This window comes from Rhodococcus sp. BUPNP1 (genome assembly GCF_002215235.1).
GTDB lineage: Bacteria > Actinomycetota > Actinomycetes > Mycobacteriales > Mycobacteriaceae > Rhodococcus.
The window spans coordinates 1-18322 of sequence record NZ_NERM01000015.1; the positions used below are offsets into that span (position 1 = coordinate 1).

Annotated in this window: 20 protein-coding genes; 6 read left to right on the plus strand and 14 right to left on the minus strand. The window is 68.3% G+C overall.

Going from position 1 to position 18322, the window contains the following annotated elements:
- Together B9C99_RS16185 and B9C99_RS16190 are read right to left on the minus strand one after the other, a co-directional pair.
- The coding region (locus B9C99_RS16185) for a sulfatase-like hydrolase/transferase (protein WP_172414978.1) at positions 1-1233 on the minus strand (1233 nt) is incomplete at its 3' end.
- Between the two features lie 88 nt (positions 1234-1321).
- Complete coding sequence (locus B9C99_RS16190) at positions 1322-2257, minus strand: formylglycine-generating enzyme family protein (RefSeq protein ID WP_016692228.1); 936 nt, start codon at positions 2255-2257, stop codon at positions 1322-1324.
- 105 nt (positions 2258-2362) lie between these two features.
- Here B9C99_RS16190 and ligD point away from each other — a divergent pair, with 105 nt between their 5' ends.
- The 3 genes from ligD (at position 2363) to B9C99_RS16205 (ending at position 4378) form a co-directional block, all read left to right on the plus strand.
- Positions 2363-3331 (plus strand): non-homologous end-joining DNA ligase, encoded by a 969-nt coding sequence (ligD, locus tag B9C99_RS16195; protein ID WP_016692229.1) that lies wholly within the window; start codon positions 2363-2365, stop codon positions 3329-3331.
- Between the two features lie 73 nt (positions 3332-3404).
- Positions 3405-3926: a DUF6328 family protein gene (locus B9C99_RS16200; RefSeq protein ID WP_016692230.1), complete on the plus strand. Its 522-nt coding sequence runs from the start codon at positions 3405-3407 to the stop codon at positions 3924-3926.
- Positions 3927-3976: 50 nt separating this feature from the next.
- Complete coding sequence (locus B9C99_RS16205) at positions 3977-4378, plus strand: TIGR03668 family PPOX class F420-dependent oxidoreductase (RefSeq protein ID WP_026061145.1); 402 nt, start codon at positions 3977-3979, stop codon at positions 4376-4378.
- Positions 4379-4382: 4 nt separating this feature from the next.
- Here the strand turns inward: B9C99_RS16205 and B9C99_RS16210 are convergent, their stop codons facing one another.
- Entirely contained in the window at positions 4383-5228 is an 846-nt protein-coding gene (locus B9C99_RS16210) for an alpha/beta hydrolase (protein WP_016692232.1), read from the minus strand.
- A 347-nt stretch (positions 5229-5575) separates the two neighbouring features.
- Between B9C99_RS16210 and B9C99_RS16220 the strand changes: the two genes are divergently transcribed.
- The 3 genes from B9C99_RS16220 to B9C99_RS16230 all read left to right on the plus strand — a co-directional run bounded on the left by B9C99_RS16220 (position 5576) and on the right by B9C99_RS16230 (position 7339).
- Positions 5576-6238 carry a GAP family protein gene (locus tag B9C99_RS16220; RefSeq protein ID WP_016692234.1) on the plus strand — a complete coding sequence of 221 codons (663 nt, stop codon included), beginning with the start codon at positions 5576-5578 and terminating at the stop codon, positions 6236-6238.
- Positions 6239-6352: 114 nt separating this feature from the next.
- Positions 6353-6715, plus strand: coding sequence for a RidA family protein (locus tag B9C99_RS16225; protein ID WP_026061146.1), 363 nt, complete (start codon positions 6353-6355; stop codon positions 6713-6715).
- A 102-nt stretch (positions 6716-6817) separates the two neighbouring features.
- Positions 6818-7339 carry a MarR family transcriptional regulator gene (locus B9C99_RS16230; RefSeq protein WP_016692236.1) on the plus strand — a complete coding sequence of 174 codons (522 nt, stop codon included), beginning with the start codon at positions 6818-6820 and terminating at the stop codon, positions 7337-7339.
- A 94-nt stretch (positions 7340-7433) separates the two neighbouring features.
- On the opposite strand, the gene B9C99_RS16235 is transcribed toward B9C99_RS16230, so the two are convergent.
- The 11 genes from B9C99_RS16235 to B9C99_RS16285 form a co-directional block, all read right to left on the minus strand.
- Positions 7434-8459 carry an aromatic ring-hydroxylating dioxygenase subunit alpha gene (locus tag B9C99_RS16235; RefSeq protein WP_088898576.1) on the minus strand — a complete coding sequence of 342 codons (1026 nt, stop codon included), beginning with the start codon at positions 8457-8459 and terminating at the stop codon, positions 7434-7436.
- Positions 8460-8461: 2 nt separating this feature from the next.
- Positions 8462-8677: a recombinase-like helix-turn-helix domain-containing protein gene (locus B9C99_RS16240; protein ID WP_016692238.1), complete on the minus strand. Its 216-nt coding sequence runs from the start codon at positions 8675-8677 to the stop codon at positions 8462-8464.
- Positions 8678-8690: 13 nt separating this feature from the next.
- On the minus strand, positions 8691-9641 hold the full coding sequence (locus tag B9C99_RS16245; protein ID WP_037190276.1) for a PDR/VanB family oxidoreductase: 951 nt from the start codon (positions 9639-9641) through the stop codon (positions 8691-8693).
- Between the two features lie 94 nt (positions 9642-9735).
- Complete coding sequence (locus B9C99_RS16250; RefSeq protein WP_088898577.1) at positions 9736-11397, minus strand: thiamine pyrophosphate-binding protein; 1662 nt, start codon at positions 11395-11397, stop codon at positions 9736-9738.
- Positions 11390-12172 (minus strand): SDR family oxidoreductase, encoded by a 783-nt coding sequence (locus tag B9C99_RS16255; RefSeq protein ID WP_088898578.1) that lies wholly within the window; start codon positions 12170-12172, stop codon positions 11390-11392. The genes B9C99_RS16250 and B9C99_RS16255 overlap by 8 nt, the downstream gene beginning before the upstream one ends.
- A 40-nt stretch (positions 12173-12212) precedes the next feature.
- On the minus strand, positions 12213-12974 hold the full coding sequence (locus tag B9C99_RS16260; protein WP_088898579.1) for a 3-oxoacyl-ACP reductase family protein: 762 nt from the start codon (positions 12972-12974) through the stop codon (positions 12213-12215).
- A 2-nt stretch (positions 12975-12976) separates the two neighbouring features.
- On the minus strand, positions 12977-13483 hold the full coding sequence (locus B9C99_RS16265; protein ID WP_088898580.1) for a cupin domain-containing protein: 507 nt from the start codon (positions 13481-13483) through the stop codon (positions 12977-12979).
- A 34-nt stretch (positions 13484-13517) separates the two neighbouring features.
- Positions 13518-14312, minus strand: a complete 795-nt coding sequence (locus B9C99_RS16270; RefSeq protein WP_088898581.1) for an alpha/beta hydrolase — start codon at positions 14310-14312, stop codon at positions 13518-13520.
- Entirely contained in the window at positions 14309-15238 is a 930-nt protein-coding gene (locus B9C99_RS16275) for a VOC family protein (protein ID WP_088898582.1), read from the minus strand. The genes B9C99_RS16270 and B9C99_RS16275 overlap by 4 nt, the downstream gene beginning before the upstream one ends.
- A gap of 87 nt (positions 15239-15325) precedes the next feature.
- Positions 15326-16777, minus strand: coding sequence for an aldehyde dehydrogenase (locus tag B9C99_RS16280; RefSeq protein ID WP_088898628.1), 1452 nt, complete (start codon positions 16775-16777; stop codon positions 15326-15328).
- A 62-nt stretch (positions 16778-16839) separates the two neighbouring features.
- Complete coding sequence (locus B9C99_RS16285) at positions 16840-18216, minus strand: MFS transporter (RefSeq protein WP_088898583.1); 1377 nt, start codon at positions 18214-18216, stop codon at positions 16840-16842.
- Positions 18217-18322: the final 106 nt, after the last annotated feature.

Below are 18322 nucleotides of genomic sequence, written 5' to 3' on the forward strand. Positions count from 1 at the left end.
CGCCCACCCTGCGTGATACATGTTGTCCGTCTTCGGGGAGCCGAGAACGTCGAGCCCGCCGAGTTCGTCGAGGGCCGCGATGTGCTGGGCCGTGGTCGTGGGGATCCCGTTCTGCGCGAGCAGTTCGCTGATGGTGCCGTTCTGGCCCTCACCGGACGACCCGTTGTCGCCCCAGATGTAGAAGACCAGGGTGTTCTCGCGGTAGCCCAGCCGGTCGAGTTCGTCGAACAACCGCCCCACCTGCACGTCGCAGTGTTCGGCGTATCCGGCCGCGACCTCCATGAGGCGTCGCTGGAAGGGCTTCTCGTCGTCGGGGATGTCGTCCCAGGCCGTCATGGTGGGGTGCCGCTCGGTGAGTTCGGCATCCGGTGGGATCCAGCCCTTCTCCTTGGCCCGCTCGAACACGCGCTCGCGATAAGCGTCCCATCCGTCGTCGAACTTGCCCGCATACCGGTCGGCCCACGGCTTCATGATGTGGTGCGGCCCGTGCAGACACCCGCTGGCCCAGTACATGAAGAACGGCCGGGACGGATCGAGCGCCTTGTGGCGGCGCAACCAGCCGATCGCGTCGTCGGCGAGGTCCTCACTGAGGTGGTAGCCCTCCTCGGGAGTCTTCGGGGGCAGGACGACGGTGGTGTTGCGGACGAGGTTCGGCTCGTACTGCGACGCCTCGCCGGCGAGAAAACCGTAGAAGTAGTCGAAACCGACTCCGGTGGGCCAGTTGTCGAAGGGACCCGCTGCGGTGGTCTCCTCCGCAGGAGTGTTGTGCCACTTGCCGAAAGCCGCTGTGGTGTAACCGTAGTGGCGCAGCACCTCGGCTCCGGTGGCGCTCGATTTCGGGATGTGCCCGGAATAGCCGTCCCAGTCGTTGGCGAGTTCGGCGATCTGCCCGTTTCCGACACGGTGATGGTTGCGTCCGGTCAACAACGATGCGCGGGTCGGCGAGCACATCGCCGTGGTGTGGAAGCGGTTGTAGCTGATGCCTTCGTCGAGCAGGCGGTCGAGGGTGGGTGTGCTCACCTCGCCACCGAATGCGCTCGGCAGACCGGGGCCCGCGTCGTCGATGAGGACGACCAGGATGTTCGGGGCGTCGTCGGGAAGGCGACGGTGTTGTGCGCGTGGGCTGTAGACCGATTCCTGCATGGTCCGTCCTGCGATGCTTCCCGACGGCACCGGTGGGAACGGCAGAGTTTCTCCGCCCGGGATCGGATCCGGACGCAGATCCTGGCTCATGGTGGATGCCTCTTTTCACCCCATCCGTTCCCAGTACACCACCGGTATCGGGCCGCATACACCCCTGACCAGGGTGAAACCTGCCGTCTCACGGGCGAATGATGCAGCGGAATCCGATATGGCACGTCGCGGTCTCCTCGGTGTCACCCTGGCGGGCCGCGGGTCGGTACCGCAGACAGTAATTCGGGGCACACAGATGCGATCCGCCCTTGATGACGCGGCGCGGATACGTTTCGCGCGGATCGTGTTCGGCCGTGTCCACGCGGGGATTCGTCGGGATGCAACACGACGACGCCGGCGCGACGTTCTTGCCGCTCGAAGCATGGTTCGCGGTGTAGTAGTCGGCGGTCCACTCCCACACGTTGCCCGCCATGTCGTGGAGACCGTACCCGTTCGGCCGGAAGTGTCCGACAGGTGAGGTTCCGGCGAATCCGTCCGTTTCGAGGTTCTGCCACGGGAATTCGCCCTGCCAGACGTTCCCGCCGGGCCGGCCCTTCGGTTCGTGCTCGTCGCCCCATGTGAAGGCCTTGCGGTCGAGTCCGCCGCGGGCGGCGAACTCCCATTCGGCCTCGGTCGGCAGTTCCTTGCCGGCCCACTCGGCGTAGGCGCGGGCATCGAACCACGACACGTGGGTGACGGGATGGAGTTCCCGCCCGCCGACGGTGCTCCCCGGCCCTTCGGGATGACGCCAGTCCGCACCCGGGACGAACGACCACCACCGCGTGTAGTCGTCGAGCGGTACCGGCCCCGGAGGAGGCGTGAACACGAGCGAGCCGGGCACGAGCAGGGACGGATCGGCGCCGGGATAATCGGCGGGGTCGGGCGCGACCTCCGCGGTGGTGACGTATCCGGTGTCCTTCACGAAGCGCCGGAACTCGGCGACGGTCACCGGGTGCGTGTCCATCCAGAACCCGTCGACCGTCACCTGGTGGACCGGTCGCTCCTCCGGATAGAAATCCTCCGACCCCATCCAGAACGTGCCTCCGGCGATGAGAGTCATGTGCTGTGTCGCAGCGCGCGTCATGACGTCAGCCTCGCACGGCCCGGGTCGGGGCGCGAGGGACGCACCGACGCGACGAGACCGCGCATTCACCGGTCCCGTCCCGGCCCCGTACCGCAGACTCGGGACATGCCCTCCACGACGACGGAACTGTCCCCGATGCTGGCGACCCTCGGTCCGCCGCCGACCGGGAACTGGGCGTTCGAGATGAAATGGGACGGCCAGCGCACCCTCGCCACGGTAACCGACGGACAGTGCCGGCTGACCAGCCGCACCGGCAACGACATCACCCGGAGCTTCCCCGAACTCCCCCACCCGCTCACCACCGCGACGGGCGGCCGGGACTGCATCGTCGACGGTGAGATCGTCACCCTCGATTCCGAGGGTCGGCCGTCCTTCGCCCGGTTGCAGCGCCGCATGCACGTCCACCGTCCCACCGAGGAGCTACGCGCCGAGCTACCGGTGCTGATCTACCTGTTCGACGTCCTCGCTCTCGACGGAGAGTCCACGACGGAGTTGTCCTATCTGGAGCGCCGGGCCGTCCTCGACGATCTGATCGTCCCCGGACCTCGGGTTCAACTGTCGCCCTACTGGACCGATGTCGACGCACCGACCATGCTCACGGTCGCGCGCGAACACGGCCTCGAAGGAATCGTCGCCAAGGACCCGGACGCACCGTATCTACCCGGGACCCGCAGCGACGGCTGGATCAAGACGCCGCTGCGTCGGAACACCGAGGTGGTCGTCGTCGGGTGGCTTCCCGGATCCGGCAAGGCTGCCGGCGGTATCGGTTCGCTGCTCCTCGGAGCGCACGACGACGAGGAACGGTTGGTGTTCATCGGCCGGGTCGGGACGGGATTCACCGCCGCGACCCGACGTGAGTTGCGATCGCAGCTGCGTCCCTTGGAACGACCGACGACCCCGCTGGCGGTTGCGCCGCCGGCACGGGAGACCCACGGCGCTCACTGGGTGGAGCCCATCCTCGTCGGCGAGGTCGAGTACCGGGAGTACGCGGGCGGAAGCCTGCGGCATCCGAGTTGGCGAGGCCTGCGCACCGACAAGACGGTGCCGGAGGTCGATCTCCCGGGTCGCCACTGAGCCTCGGCCTCCTCCCCGTCGGGCGGGTGTGGCGGCAACGATCGACGGGTATCGCCGGAGCAGGGAGCGGAGCATGGACGGCACGGGCCACCGGGACGACGCCGAGTGGAACTATCGGGTGCGCGGTGAAACCGAGACCCAGCGACTCGACCGCAACTGGAGCAATCTCCTCCAGGAGCTGCGCGTGGTGCAGACCGGTGTTCAGCTTCTGACAGGATTCTTGCTCACCCTGCCGTTCCAGCAGCGCTTCGAGGGACTGTCGGACGCCCAGGAAGTCATCTACCTCGCCACCGTTGCGCTGTCCGTAACCGCGGTGATCATGCTTGTCGCGCCGGTCGGACTTCACCGCCTCCTCTTCCGGCAGCATGCCCTGTCCACGCTCGTCGCGACCGGACAACGACTGGCGATCGCCGGCCTCACGGCTCTGGGTCTTGCCCTTGTCGGAGTCGTCCTGCTGATCTTCAGCGTCGTGGTGAACATGCCCGTCGCGATCGTTGCGGCCGCGGTAGCGACACTCATGTTCTTCGGTCTGTGGATTGTGCCGTCGTTCCGGAACCGACTCGGCACGGGCGGCGACATCCGAACATCGAGATGACAGGACCACCGTGTCCGGGCAGGCGGTCGTGTCGGGTTACCGTGAGGCGCATGGATGTCCGTCGCAGGGTCGCCGATGCCCGAGTGGCCCGCCTCGCCACCGCCGACGGATCGGGCGAGCCGCACCTCGTTCCGATCGTGTTCGCCCTCGACGGCGACATGATCCACACCTGCGTCGACGACAAACCCAAATCCACCCGGCGCCTACGTCGCCTCGCCGACATCGCAGAGAACCCGCGGGTGTGCGTGCTCGTCGACCACTACAGCGACGACTGGTCGCAGCTGTGGTGGGTCCGCATCGACGGCATCGCCACGGTCCACGACGCCGACGCTGCCGAGGGAACTACGGGCATCGACGCGCTCGTCCGCAAGTACCCGCAGTACCAGGCGAAACGACCACCGGGACCGGTGATCACCATCGACAGGCTGCGCTGGCGGTCCTGGTCGGCGTGAGCGGCTACCGGTCCAACGTGAGCATCGCCTCGGCGATCTCGTGGACCGCCGCAACAGGGACCGCGGTGCCGGCATCGTCCAGGACGAGCAACCGCGCTCCCGGGATCTCGCGTGCGATGGCTTCTCCGTTGCCGACGGGGAAGAACGGATCCCGGCGACCGTGCACGACGAGGGCCGGGATGCCGACCTCGGGCAAGCGTTCTCGCCAACGGGGCGTGCAGTCGAGTCTGGCGAAGACCATTCCGAGCTGATTCGCGGAGTGGGCCGACGGTTGGTCGTTCGGGGTGCGGTCCCAGATGCGCTCGGCGACCAGGCGCGCGGCGTCCGGATCGTCGCCGAGGACTGCTGCGCGGGCAGCGGCGAATTCTGCCACGGCCGTGCGATCGGCCCACTCGGGCATCGGAAGTGCGAACATGCGCTTCATCGTCGCTGTGTCGTGATCGGGAAGGTCGCGGTCGCACGGGCCCGGGGCGACCAGACGCGTCCCGACCAGAGTCAGGGCCCGGAACGTGGCGGGATGGTCGAGCGCAGCGACCTGGGCGACCATCCCGCCGACACCGATGCCCGCTAGATGCGCCGGCCTGCCATCGAGCGCGTCGACGAGGGCTGCCGCGTCGTCGGCGAGGTCGCGCAGGGTGTAGCCGGGGGCGTCCGGGTCCTTCGTCGTCGACTCCCCGCAATCCCGCAGGTCGTACCGCACGACACGACGCCCATCCGCTGCGAGCCGCTCGCACAGCTGGTCGGGCCACGAGAGCATCGTCGTCCCGCCGACGAGCAGGACGAGTGGTGCGTCCGCGTCGCCGAAGGACTCGATGCCCAGATCGACCCCGTTGGCACTGACGGTGGTCACCGTTGCTCAACCTTCCGGTGCAGCGACGGTCGGTGCGGTCTTCGAGTAGCGGAACGCCCGGTCGAACCGGTCGATCACGTCCTCGGTGGTCCTTGTGATGTGGTGTGCCTGTCCCATGATCGGCTCCTTCGCGATCGAGGTTCGTTCCCGTCCGCGTCGGTGGCGCGGATCGGGCGTTACTCGGACAGACCGGTGCAACTCGCCGATCTCATCGATCCCCACTGTGACCTCGATTCGACTCGAGGTCGACTGCGCCGGATGAATCCGCCCCGAACCGTCGTTCTGCACGAATTCCGTGTCCGGGGGGAGCACAATACGGGCGTCTGCTTCCAACGACAGGAGCATCGATGGGCGCGGTACTGGGACAACTGCTTCCGCTGGCCGTCGGTGTGGCGGTCTCCCCCGTTCCGATCATCGCGACCATCCTCATGCTGCTCTCCGACCGGGCGAGAACCACCAGCCTCGGATTCGCGGGCGGTTGGCTGGTCGGCATCGTCGTCGCCACGGTGGTGTTCGCTCTTCTGGGCGGGGTCGTCACCGATTCGCAGGACGATCCGTCGACATCGAGGGCAACGATCGAGATCGTCCTGGGTGTGCTGTTGCTGGTCGTCGGTCTCCGTCAGTGGCGCAATCGTCGCGCCGAACACGACACTCCGGCATGGATGAAGACGATCGATCATATGACCGTCGCCAAGAGCGCCGGGCTGGGTTTCGCGCTCGCTGCGATCAACCCGAAGAATCTGATCATGTGTGCCGCGGCCGGTGTCGCGATCGGTGGTGCCGATCTGACGAGCGGCGGCACCGTCGTGTCCATCGCGGTGTTCGCGATTCTCGCGGCGTCCACCGTGGTGCTGCCGGTACTGGGCTATCTGCTGGCGGCCGACCGCCTGCGCGGCCCCTTGGACAAGCTCGAATCCTGGTTGCGCGCCCACAACACTGCGGTGATGAGCGTGCTGGTGCTGGTCATCGGCGTGACACTGATCGGTAAGGGTGTCGGCGCGCTGGGCTGACGTCCGCGACGGATTCCGATACCGCCTCGTTCGAGGGATGATCCGGCCCTGGCACCACACTTACCTTAGCGCTAAGATAAATGGCACCGTGTCCCGCAACCAGGAGTGATCACGATGTCCCTGACCACCGTCAGCGCCCACCATCCCTACAGCCCTGCCTTCGTCGCCGGCGATCTCGTCTTCGTCTCCGGCGCCCTGTCCGTCGACCCCGAAGGCGTGGCGGTCGAGGGACGCGACGAAGCCCTCGACGCCGCGATCGACCGCATGACCGACCGGCTCGCCGTGGTCGGCGGCAAGCTCGAGGACGTCGCCAAGCTCACCTACTACGTCACCGACCTGTCGCTGCGCGAGGAGGCGAACCGCCAGTTCGAGCGACTGTTCGCCGAGCCGCGACCGGCCCGCACCTTCGTCGAGGTCAGCGCCCTGCCCTACGGTGCAACCGTCGAGATCGACGCGATCGCCACCGCGACGCGCTGAGACCCGAACTCCCCACGCGCCCCGCGTTGCCCGTATCGTGAAGGATGTCTTGGCGCTCAACCACTGAGCCCCGGATATTTCCGACAGCACGAGGAGGGCAACGTGGGGCGCGACAGGGTTCCCGACCGTGACGCCGTCGACGACATCGTCGACCAGTGGGCCCGCGAGTGGCCCGGACTGGACGTCACTCCCCTCGAAGTGCTCGGACGCCTCCACCGCACATATCTGCGGTATCAGAGCGCGATCGGCCGCGTCTTCGACGAATACGGCATCAACATGGCCTCGTTCGACGTTCTGGCCGCACTGCGCCGCGCCGGAAAGCCGTACCGCATGACCTCGGGTCAGCTCGCGGAGAGTTCACTGGTCACCACCGGCGGGATCACGCTGCGCATCGACCGACTCGAGAAGGCCGGACTGGTGCGGCGCGAACGCGACGCGGAGGATCGGCGCATCGTGTACGCCGAACTCACTCCTGCCGGAAAGAAACTCATAGACGAGATCGCTGTCGCGCACTTCGAGAACGAGACGCGCATGCTCGCCGAGCTGTCGAAGAACGATCAGGCCGAACTCGTGCAGTTGCTGCGCAAGCTCGAGCACTCCCTCGTCCGGCACCAGGGCAGCTGACCACGGATCGTCGATACCGTTGCATGCCGACGGATCACACACCCCACATACGCGAGAGCGGCGGAGACCGAAGTCTCCGCCGCTCTTCCGTTCGTCAGCCGGCCATCTCCTTGGCGAGTTCGTCGGCGCGGGAACGGTACAGGCGACGCAGGCGCATCACCCCGAGGTCGTGCTGGTAGAGGTTCTCGGCCTGATCGGCGTCGGGGGCCATGCCCTCGAGCATGATGCGGTCCTGTTCGAGGACCTCCCAGTGACGCTCCTCGAGCACCGTGCGGTACAGGAATCGCCACACGTCGCGTTCCCAGCCCTGCACCCGGCGGTAACGCCAGAAGAACACCGCTGTGGTCTCGGCGTCGATGGGGGTGCCCATGCCGACGATCCCGAACGGTCCGCCCGGGCCGGCCGTGGGCGGATACGGGATTTCGAGGTCCACCCAGTCGACGCCGGTGCGGCAGTACTCGACCCAGTCGAAGTTGACGCCGCGCTGATCGGTCTTCTCGAAGAAGAATCCGCGATCGGTCTCGCGGATACGGAACCGCGCGGAGGTCTCGCCACCGAACATCGAGTGCGATTCGTGGTGCAGGAACGCACCGTGCATGGGGTCGAGCAGGTTCTCGAGGGCGAACCGCCACGGTGCTTCCCATTCGGCGTAGCAGAGGAAGGCCGAGACATCCTCGTCCACAAGCGGGTCCGGAAGATCCAGCGGTGCGGGTTCGACGTCGGGGTCGGTGCCGAACCACGCGAGGATCGCGCCGCCCACCTCGCGCACGGGCAGGGAAGTCACCAGCTTCTTGCCTTCGAGGTTGCAGCCGGGCATACCCGGAACCTTCGCGACGGTGCCGGTGCCGTCGACCTCGACGCCGTGGTATTTGCAGGCGATGCGGTCGCCGAGGTGCACACCCTGCGAGAGCGGTGCGCCGCGGTGCGGGCATCGGTCTGCGAGCATGCGGACGGTGCCGTCGGAGCCGCGGTAGAGGACCCAGTCCTCCCCCAGCCGGCGCAGCTTGCGGATGCTGCCGCGTTCGACGAAGTCGGAGGGGCACACGGCGTGCCACTGGTTGCGCATGCCGGTCGCGAAGATCTCGTCGGCGGTGAGGGTGCGGTGCAGTCGATTGACCATGGTCAGGCTCCGATCCGGCGCATCTCGGCGGTGAACGATTCGGCGGTCCATTCCTGCGCGTCGGGCGCGTGGATACCGGAGGCGTTGAGTCCGCGGACGAGTCCGTCGAGGTCGTGGACGCCGGATCCGAAGACGGCTTCGATGGCCTTGGCGAGTTTGATCTCGTAGGGGGTGGGGTCGGCCGTGCGGGCCTGATTGATCACCAGGTACCGATCCATCGGGAGGTCCTTTCTACAGATCCAGCACCAGCTCGGCGGAGCGGGCGCGGGAGACACAGATCATCATGGTGGCGCCGGACTCCTGTTCGGCGGCCGAGAGCAGGGAGTCGCGGTGGTCGGGGGTCCCGCACAGGACGCGGGTCTCGCACGTGCCGCAGATTCCTTCGCGGCACGAGTTCGGTACGTCCACACCGGCTTCTTCGAGGGTGTCGAGGACGGTCTTCTCGGGCGCGACGGTGGCGGAGATTCCGGAGCGTTCGCACACCACCGTGAACGACGCGTCGGCGGAAGGGTCGGTCTCGCGTTCTTTTGCCTTGAACCGTTCGAGCCGGATGGTCTCGGCCGGCCAGCGGTCCGCGAACGACTCGACGGCGGTGAGCAGCCCGTCGGGCCCGCAGGCGTAGACGAGGGTGTCGGGCCGGGCGTCGCCGAGGATCGACGGCAGGTCGAGCATTCCGTCGGCGTCCTCGGCGACGAGGTGCACCCGGTCGCCGTAGGGGGCGAGCTCGTCGAGGAAGGCCATCGTCTCCTTCGAGCGGCCGCCGTAGTGCAGCTCCCAGTCGGCGCCGGCGCGGTCGGCTTCGCGGACCATCGCGAGGATGGGGGTGATGCCGATGCCGCCGGCGAGGAAGATGTAGCGCGGCGAGGACAGCAGTTCGAAGTTGTTGCGCGGGGCGCTGACGGTGACGACATCGCCCGGCCGGATGGTTTCGTGGACACGACGGGATCCGCCGCGGCCGGCCTTCTCGTGCAGTACGGCGACGCGGTAGCCGGTCTTGTCGTCGGGGTCGCCGCACAGGGAATACTGCCGGATGTGACCACCGCCGAGGTGCAGGTCGAGGTGGGCGCCGGGGGTCCAGTGGTCCACGGCGGCTCCGTCGGGTCGCTCCAGGCGGAGCGAGAGGACTCCGGTGGATTCGACCCGCATCTGACGGACCATGAGGTCGACGGTCTCAGCAGTCATGATCACCCTCCGAGTAATTGATTCAGTGCTCATTATCTTAGCGCTAAGATATGACTCGCGCCACAGTCGAGCCGAGATTTCTCTTCCGGCTCGGCTACGTGCCCGGGACCGTCACCGGCGGTGTGAACGGCGCCGGCATCTCCCCGTACGAGGCCAGGTCGACCTCGACGATCACCGGGGCCTGCAACGACACCGCGCCGTCGAGCACCGGGTGCGCCTCCCCCGCCGATCCGATGCGGCGGTATTCGACCCCGATGGCCCTCGCGAGCAGCGCGAAGTCCGGGGTGGTCAGGTCGACGGCGTACGGCCGTTGCCCCGAGCCGGTCTGCATGTTGCGCAGCACCCCGTAGCCGCCGTCGTTACAGACGAGCAGCACCAGCCACGGCTTCTCCTGCGCCATCGTCAGGACCTCACCGAGGTGCACCGCCAGTCCCCCGTCTCCGACGAGCGCCAGGGTCGGCCGGGTCTCGTCGGACAGCGCCGCGCCGATCGCCATGCCGAGGCCCTGCCCGATGCCGCCGCCGCGCGGGAAGATGTTGCTACGCGGGTCGTAGACGGGCAGGAGTCGGTTGCCCCACGAACTCGACGCGATCGTCACGTCCCGGGCTATGACGGCATCGTCGGGCAGCACGGCGCGCACCGCGTCGCACAAGACCGCGTGGTCACCGAGACCGGTGCGCTGATTCTCCCGCACACGCTCGCGGGTTTCGCGCGCACGTTCCGTCCACGCCGCCTCGACGACATCGCCGAGTCCATCGAATTCCAGTGCTGCCGCGAGGAATTCACCGACCTCGCCGACGACCGGCAGATCCGCGGCGAACACGCGGCCGGGCGCGGCCGGATCCAGGTCCACCTGCACGTGCCGCGGAGGCATCGGGATCGAATAGTCGCCGGTCTCGTTGGAGCGGAAGTGGGTGCCCAGCGAGACCACGAGGTCGGCGTCGGCGAGCAGTGCCCGGCCGAGCGGCGAGGAGCCGTAGTTGCCGATGCACAGCGGATGACTCTCCGGCACGGCGCCGCGACCGGAGTTGCTGGTCAGCAGCGGCACACCCCAACGGTCGACGACGGCGGTCAGCGCGTCCCCTGCCCGCGCTGCTCCGCCGCCCGCCCAGATCACCGGTCGCCGAGCCTGCGCGATCGCAGCGAGCGCCGCCTCCACCTGGATGCGGTCCGCGCTGCGCGGCGTCCCGAGCGTCACCGGTGCCGGTTCGAGGGTGTAGTCGTCTGCGTACTGCAGGTCGATCGGCCATTCGATGCTGGCCGGCCCACCGGGCGTCGACAACGCGTGGGCGACGGCTTCGCGCAGTACTTTTCCGGCACTGCCGGTGTCGAGGATCGTCGCGGCGTGAGCCGAGACCGCCTCGAGCATGCCGAGCTGGTCCTTCGTCTCGTGGATGAACCCGCGTCCCGAGCCGAGGAAGCGCGACTCGATCTGTCCCGTCACATGGAGCACCGACGTTCCGGCACTGAGGGATTCGATGAGAGATCCGGCGGCGTTGCCGGCCCCGGTGCCGGTGCTGGTGAGGGCACAGCCGAGTCCTCCGGTGGCACGGGCGTATCCGTCGGCAGCGTTGACGGCGGTCGCCTCGTGCCGCACGGGCACGAACCGCAGGTGGCGGCTCACCGCTTCCACCAGCGGCTGGTTGTGCACGCTGACGATGCCGAAGACGGTGTCGACACCGGCCTCGCGCAGCACCTGGACCAGCAGATCCCCACCGTTACCCGAGCGTGCGGTCATGACATTCCTTTCAGACATAGCGCGCGACACCGCCGCACACGTCGATGCTGGTGCCCGTCACGTACGACGAGCGAGGTGAGAGCAGGCCGACGATGTGGAAGGCCACCTCGTCGGCGGTGCCGAAGCGTCCGAGTCCGATACCGCGGTCGGCGGCGATCTCGGCCTCCCACTCGTCGAAACTCCCGGCGTAGCCGGAGTTCTCATAGCGGCGACGCCACTGCCCCGTATCCACGAGACCGAGGGCGACCGAATTGACGCGGATCCCGTCACCGGCCAGTTCCAGCGACAGCGACTTGCTCAGGTTCAACAGTCCGGCCCGTGCGGCGCTGGTGGTGACCAGCCGGGTCTCGGGCTGACGCGCGAGCACCGCAGAGATGTTGACGATCGACGCCGCATCCGACTTGCGCAGCAGCGGCAGCGCCGCGTCGACGGTGTTGAGCACGCTCGAGAACTTCCGGTCGAACTCGTCGCGCCAGTCGTCGAGGGTGGTCTCGGCGCGGGGCTTCATCCGCGAGTTGCCGGCGTTGTTGACCAGGCCGTCGAGTCCGCCGAACCGCTCGTATCCGCCCTGGACGAGGGCCGCCACCGCGGCGGGGTCGCGGACGTCGCAGGCCGCGGCGTGCACCCGGTCGCGGCCGGGCAACGCATCGAGCGCGGTGTTCAGTCGCTCGAGGTCGCGGGCGCAGGTGACGACATTGGCACCTTCCGCGAGCAGCATGGTGACGGTCGCGAGGCCGATACCCGAGCTGCCGCCGGTGACGAGGTAGGTGCGGTTGTTCAGAAGCAGGTCCACGACCCGGTCCTTCCGTGGGAATCAGTGCAGGACTGAAAGATCAGTGCAGGACGAAGCCGCCGTCGACGACCAGTTCCTGCCCGGTGATGTACGACGCCTCGTCGCCCATGAGGAAGGCGACGGCGCCGACGAGATCGGCGGGTTGCTGCGGCCGGGTCAACGCCCGGTTCAACCGGTACAGATCGTGCCGGTGCTGCGGAACGAACTGTGCCGATTCGCTTTCCGTCAGGCCGGGTGAGACGGTGTTGACGGTGACCCCGTACGGGCCGAGGTCGCGGGCCATCGTGCGGGTCAGCGCCGACACTCCGCCCTTGGAGGCGATGTAGTGCGTCAGGCGCGGCGATCCGTACAGCGCAGCGTCGGAACCGATGGCAACGACCCGGCCGGTGCCGTGCTGCTCGGCGTAGTCGAGGATCGATGGGACGAGGGCGCGGCTGACGAGGAAGGTGCCCCGCAGGTTCACGTTCAGTACCCGGTCCCAGTCCTCGACGGCCAGTTCGTGCACGGCCTTGCCGCCGACGCCGTCGGCGAGCGCGGCGTTGTTGACCAGTCCGTAGATCGGTCGGTCGGCGGTGACCTGCGCAGCGAAGGTGTCGACGGAGTCGGCGTCGGCGAGGTCGACGTGTACGAACCGCGCGGAGATGCCGTCGGCGCGCAGTTTCGCGGCGGCGTCCTCACCGTGGGGGTTGATGTCGGCGATCCAGACGGCGGCGCCGGCGTCGCCGAGGCGCCGCGCGATGGCCAGTCCGAGGCCGCGCGCCGCTCCGGTGACGACGATCGTGCGGTCGTCGAGGGTGCCCACACTCAGTCCCGGGAGATGCCGAAGACGGCGGAGGTCTCCGGGTAGGTCGGGACCTGCGGCTTCTGCGTGCCGATGATGACGCAGAACAGGGCGTCGGTGGTGCCGGTGTTCTTCAGGCTGCGCGGCACCCCGGCGGGGACGACGATCATGTCGCGGTAGCCGAGGGTGCGCTTCTCGACGACGCCGTCGCGGTGGATGCCGACCTCGACCTCGCCTTCGAGGACGAAGAACGCTTCCTCGGCGTCGTGGTGGGTGTGCTCGGGGCCTTCGGCACCGGCGGGCAGCAGCATGTTGGAGAAGGTGAAGCCGCGCGACGGGATGGTGCGGCTGTCGTTCTCGTGGTTGCCGGTGGCGCCGGAGCCGACGTAGCGGATCTGGGCGCGGCGGAATCGGTCGCCGGCCTTGGCCTGGAATCCGAGGGTGTCCCAGTCCTCGTGGCGGGTGCCACGGGTGAGGATGAGCGAGTCGGTGAATTCCTTCAGGTCCGAGGTGGTGTAGTCGAGTGCCATGGTGATGCTCCGTTCCGGAATCGATGCGGGTGGGTCAGACGTGCGCGGGGGTGTGTTCGCGCAGGCGTTCGGTGATGTGGACGAAGGATTCGGTCCACGCGTTGAAGGCGTCGGGGCGTTCCTGGTTGGCGAGGTGCCCGGCGCCGCGGAGGGTCACGAAGACCGCGCCGGGGATGCCGCCGGCGAGTACTTGACTCGCGGGGACACCGGTGACGGTGTCGGCGTCCCCGCACAACACGAGAGTGGGGACGTCGATGTTCGCGAGGTCGCCGGTGTGGTCGGTCGCGGCCATCGACTCGGCGGCGTGGCCGTAGCCGGGTAGCCGGACCGAGCCGACCATGATGTCCGTTGCACGGTCGACGAGGTCGTCGGGTGCCTCGGGTGAGAGCAGGCGCGGTGCGCGCCGGGCAGCGAAGTCGGCGGGGCCGTTCGCTGCGAGGTCGGCGGCCCGGGACCGCATCGCCGAGGCGGTGTCGGCGTCGGTGCCTGAACCGACGGTGGAGTCTCCGAGGATCAGGCTGCGCACGAGGCCCGGGTGGCGCAGGACCAGCCGGGTCGCGACGACGCCTCCCCACGACATGCCGAGGACATGGGCGCCGTCGTCGCCGCAGTGTGCGCGGATGACGTCGGCGGCGGCGTCGGCGTAGTCGTCGAGGTCGAACGGGCGGTCGGTGTCGTCGCTGTGGCCGAAACCGGGCGCGTCCCAGGCCAGGATGCGCAGGGAGTCACCGAGCCCGGAGAACTGCGGGGCGAAGCTGTCGGAGCTGCCGCCGATGCCGTGCAGCATCAGCACGGCCGGTCCGGTGCCGTAGTCGGCGACGTGGATCATGACGCCTGCTCGAGGTCGTAGCGTTCGAAGGCACCGGGGTCGGGGATGCCGGCCATGTGCTCACGCACCTGACGCGAGGGTGGTCCGGCGGTGCCCCACAGGTCGGACAGTTCCGGGACGCGGCGCCACACCCGGCACAGCCAGCGGTCCTCGTCGACCTGCGCGATGCCGGAGGTGTATTCGCACACCAGGCCGGCGGGGTCGGCGAAATAGGAGAAGGTGTTGTCGCCGGGTCCGTGCTTGCCCGGCCCCCACAAGGGCAGTTGGCCGAGGTGGCGCAGCCGGCCGATGCCGCGCATGAAGTGGTCGACGGTGGGCATCTCGTAGGCGACGTGGTTGACCGACGTCCACTGCGCCTGGTTGAAGGCGATGCTGTGGTGATCGGAGTTGCAGCGCAGGAAGGCCATCTGGTGTTCGGACCAGTCGGAGACCCGCATGCCGAGCACGTCGCAGTAGAAGCGGACGGCGGCGTCGATGTCGACGGTGTTGAGCACGACGTGGGTGACACCGACCGGGACGGCGTCCTCACGACCGAGGGCCGGGACGGCGAGGGTGTCGGCGACGAGCTCGAGGACGCGTCCCTCGGGGTCGACGATGCGCAGTCCGTAGCCGCCACCGACGTCGTCCAGGGGTCCGGGGCCGAAGACGACGGGGATGCCGCGGGTGACGACCCGGCGTGCGGCCTCGTCGACCTCGGCGGGAGTGGAAACGGCGAAGCTGATGCGGCCCAGCCCGTTCCGCTCGGCCTTGGTGAGCTGCAGGGCGTGGTGCTGGTCGCCGGTGCCGCGCAGCCACGCGCCTTCGCGGCCCTGTTCGACGACGCGCAGGCCCCAGACCTGGGAGTAGAAGTCGGTGGATTCGGCGGCGGCGTGGGTGCGGAGCTCGACGGAGCGTAGGCGCCGCAGTCGGGCGATCGGTTCGTTCATGACGATCCCTCCAATGTCTTACAGGTCACTATCTTAGCGCTAAGATATTTGCGTGTACAGAGGCGATTCCGGCCGGGTGGCCGGGGATCAGTCCGCCCAGGCGTCGGGGCCGTCGTCGAGACCGAAATACACGCTCTTGCACCGCGAATAGGCGGCGATGCCGTCGCGGCCCTTCTCGACACCGAGACCGCTCTCCTTCACCCCACCGAAAGGGGTGGAGATGCTGAACCGCTTGTAGGTGTTGATCCAGACCGTGCCGGCGTCGAGGCGCCGCGCGAGCCGCCACGCACGGCGGTAGTCGCGGGCCCAGATCCCGGCGGCCAGACCGAACACCGAATCGTTGGCCTGCGCGACGAGATCGTCCACCCCGTCGAACGGCAGGACCACGAGCACCGGGCCGAAGATCTCCTCGCGGCACACGCGGGCGTCGTTGCTCAACCCGTCCACGATCGTCGGGAGGTAGTAGGCGCCGTCCGCGAGGGCGGGATCGTCGGGTACCGCTCCCCCGCACAGGACACGTCCGCCTTCGCGGCGGGCGAGGTCGACGTACGAGGCGACCGACTCGCGGTGGGCGTGGTGCACGAGCGGGCCGACCTGAGTGCGCGGATCGCGCCCGTTGCCGATGCGCAGGGCGCGGGTGCGGTCGACGAGCCGCGCGACGAACGGTTCGTACAGGGACCGATCGACGAACAGCCGCGACCCGGCGATGCAGCTCTGCCCGCTCGACGAGAAGATCCCGCACATCACGCCCGCGACGGCCTGTTCGATGTCGGCGTCGTCGAGCACGACCGTCGGCGACTTGCCCCCGAGTTCGAGCGAGACGGGCATGAGCTTCTCGGCCGCGGCGTGGGCGATCGTGCGTCCGGTGCGCGTGCCACCGGTGAAGGTGACCTTGCCGACGCCCGGATGCTGCACGATCGCATCGCCGACGATCGAGCCCTTGCCGGGCAGCACCGACAGCAATCCGGCGGGCAGACCGCTGTCGTCGATGATCCTTCCCAGCGCAAGCGAGACGAGTGGCGTCCACTCGGCCGGTTTGAGGACGACGGCGTTGCCGGCGGCGAGAGCGGGTGCGATCTTCTGGGCGTCGCTCGCGACGGGCGAGTTCCACGGGGCGATCGCCCCGATCACGCCGATCGGTTCGTGCACGCTCATCGACAGGTAGTTGCCGCGCGGCACGGTCAGGTCGTCGTCCCCGGATTCGAGGACCGCCGCGAAGTACCGGAAGGTTCCCGCCGCACTGCCGACGAGGGCGGTGGTCTCGGCGAGCGTCTTGCCGGTGTTGTAGCTCTGCAGCAGTGCGAGTCGCGCGGAGTTCTGTTCGATGCCGTCGGCGATGCGATGCAGGTAGCGGGCGCGCTGATGCGGAAGCAGTCCGCGCCAGGCCGGATCCTCCGAGGCTGTCTTCCCGGCCGCGACGGCGTCGTCGACGTCGGTGGCGACGGCCTGGTGCACGGTCTGCAGGACGCGGCCGGTGGCGGGGTCGGTGACCTCGAATGCCGGGCCGGTGGCGCGGCGCCAGGTACCGGCGACGAGCATCTCGTCGGGGACGGGCACGAAGTCGAGATCGGTGTCCGTGAGGGCGGGGTGGAGTGCGGTGGTCACTGGGAGATCTCCTCGAGGGTCTTCTCACGGGTTTCGGTCGCGAACAGGCCCACGACGATCGCGCCGACGAGGGCGACGAGTCCGAACAGCCCGAAGACCAGGGTCAGGGTGCCGCCGGCATCGAGGATGCCGCCCAGGACGAGCGGGCCGACGATGATGCCGAGACGGCCGGCGGCGCCGCCGATCGCGCAACCGATGGCGCGCATCCGGGTCGGGTACAGCTCGGCGGTGTAGACGTACAGGGCCATGTTCACGGCGAAGACGAACAGTGCCGCGCCGGCCGACCACAGCAGCACCGTCACGGCCGAACCGGTGCCGGTACCGGCGAGCAGGAACAGCAGCGCCGCGCACAGGACCATCGACGACGTGATGCAGATGCGGCGACCGAGATTGTCGATGAGGAACGCGACGGCCAGACAGCCGACGAGTCCGGCGACGGTCGTGAAGATCGAGTAGTGCAGCGCGGTGTCGACGCTGACCTCGAAGACGGTGCGGTAGAGAGTGGGCAGCCAGGAGGCGATGCCGTAGTTGACGAAGTAGGCACTGCCCCAGATCGCGGCGAGCATGAGGGTGCGGCGCAGGTACACACCCTGGAACGCCTCGATGAAGCGGCCGCGGGAGGTGTCGACGGCGACGGTGGTGGTGATGGGGCGGGGTTCGGGCAGTTCGCCGTGGCGACCGGCGATCTCGGTCTCGATCCGGCGCATCGCGGCGTCGGCGTCGTCGAGCCGCCCGCGGGCGGCGAGCCAGCGGGGCGACTCGGGCAGCCGGAAGAGGACCGGTAGCAGCAGGATCGGGGTGGCGCCGAGGGCGAAGAGGATCTGGTAGCCGAAGCGCGGGACCACCCATGCGGAGACGATCGCGGAGGCGACGAGACCGACGGGGAAGATCACCTCGTAGAGCAGCACGAAGCGACCGCGCTTGTGGGCCTTGGTGATCTCGCCGATATAGGTGGCGGCGACGGGGACTTCGGCGCCGAGTCCGATGCCCTGGACGAAGCGGAAGACCAGGAAGAGCATCAGCGAGTCGGTGAACGCCATGCCCAGGCTCATCACCGCATAGAGCGCGAGCGAGACGATGATGACGTTGAGGCGGCCCATGCGGTCGGCGAGCCAGCCACCACCGAGTGCGCCGACGAGCATGCCGATGCCGCCGATGGCGATCACCCACGCCACCGAGGCGGGGGTGAGATTCCACTTGGGGATCAGGACGGGGAGGGAGTACGCGATCATCAGCTGGTCGAAGCCGTCGAAGAAGGTCACGGCGCCGACGGCGACCCGCGCCTTGATGTGCCACCGGCTCATCGGCAGCCGTTCGAGGCGTGCACTGATCATTTCCGCACTACTGGCCATGGTGGTCGATACCGGTGTCATGGGGTCCTCGGTTTCGTGTTCCAGTTACTTAAGCCCTAAATGGCTTACCGCTAAGATGTAACCTGCAGCACTCGACATCCGTCAACCGTTGACTTTCCGTCCCGCA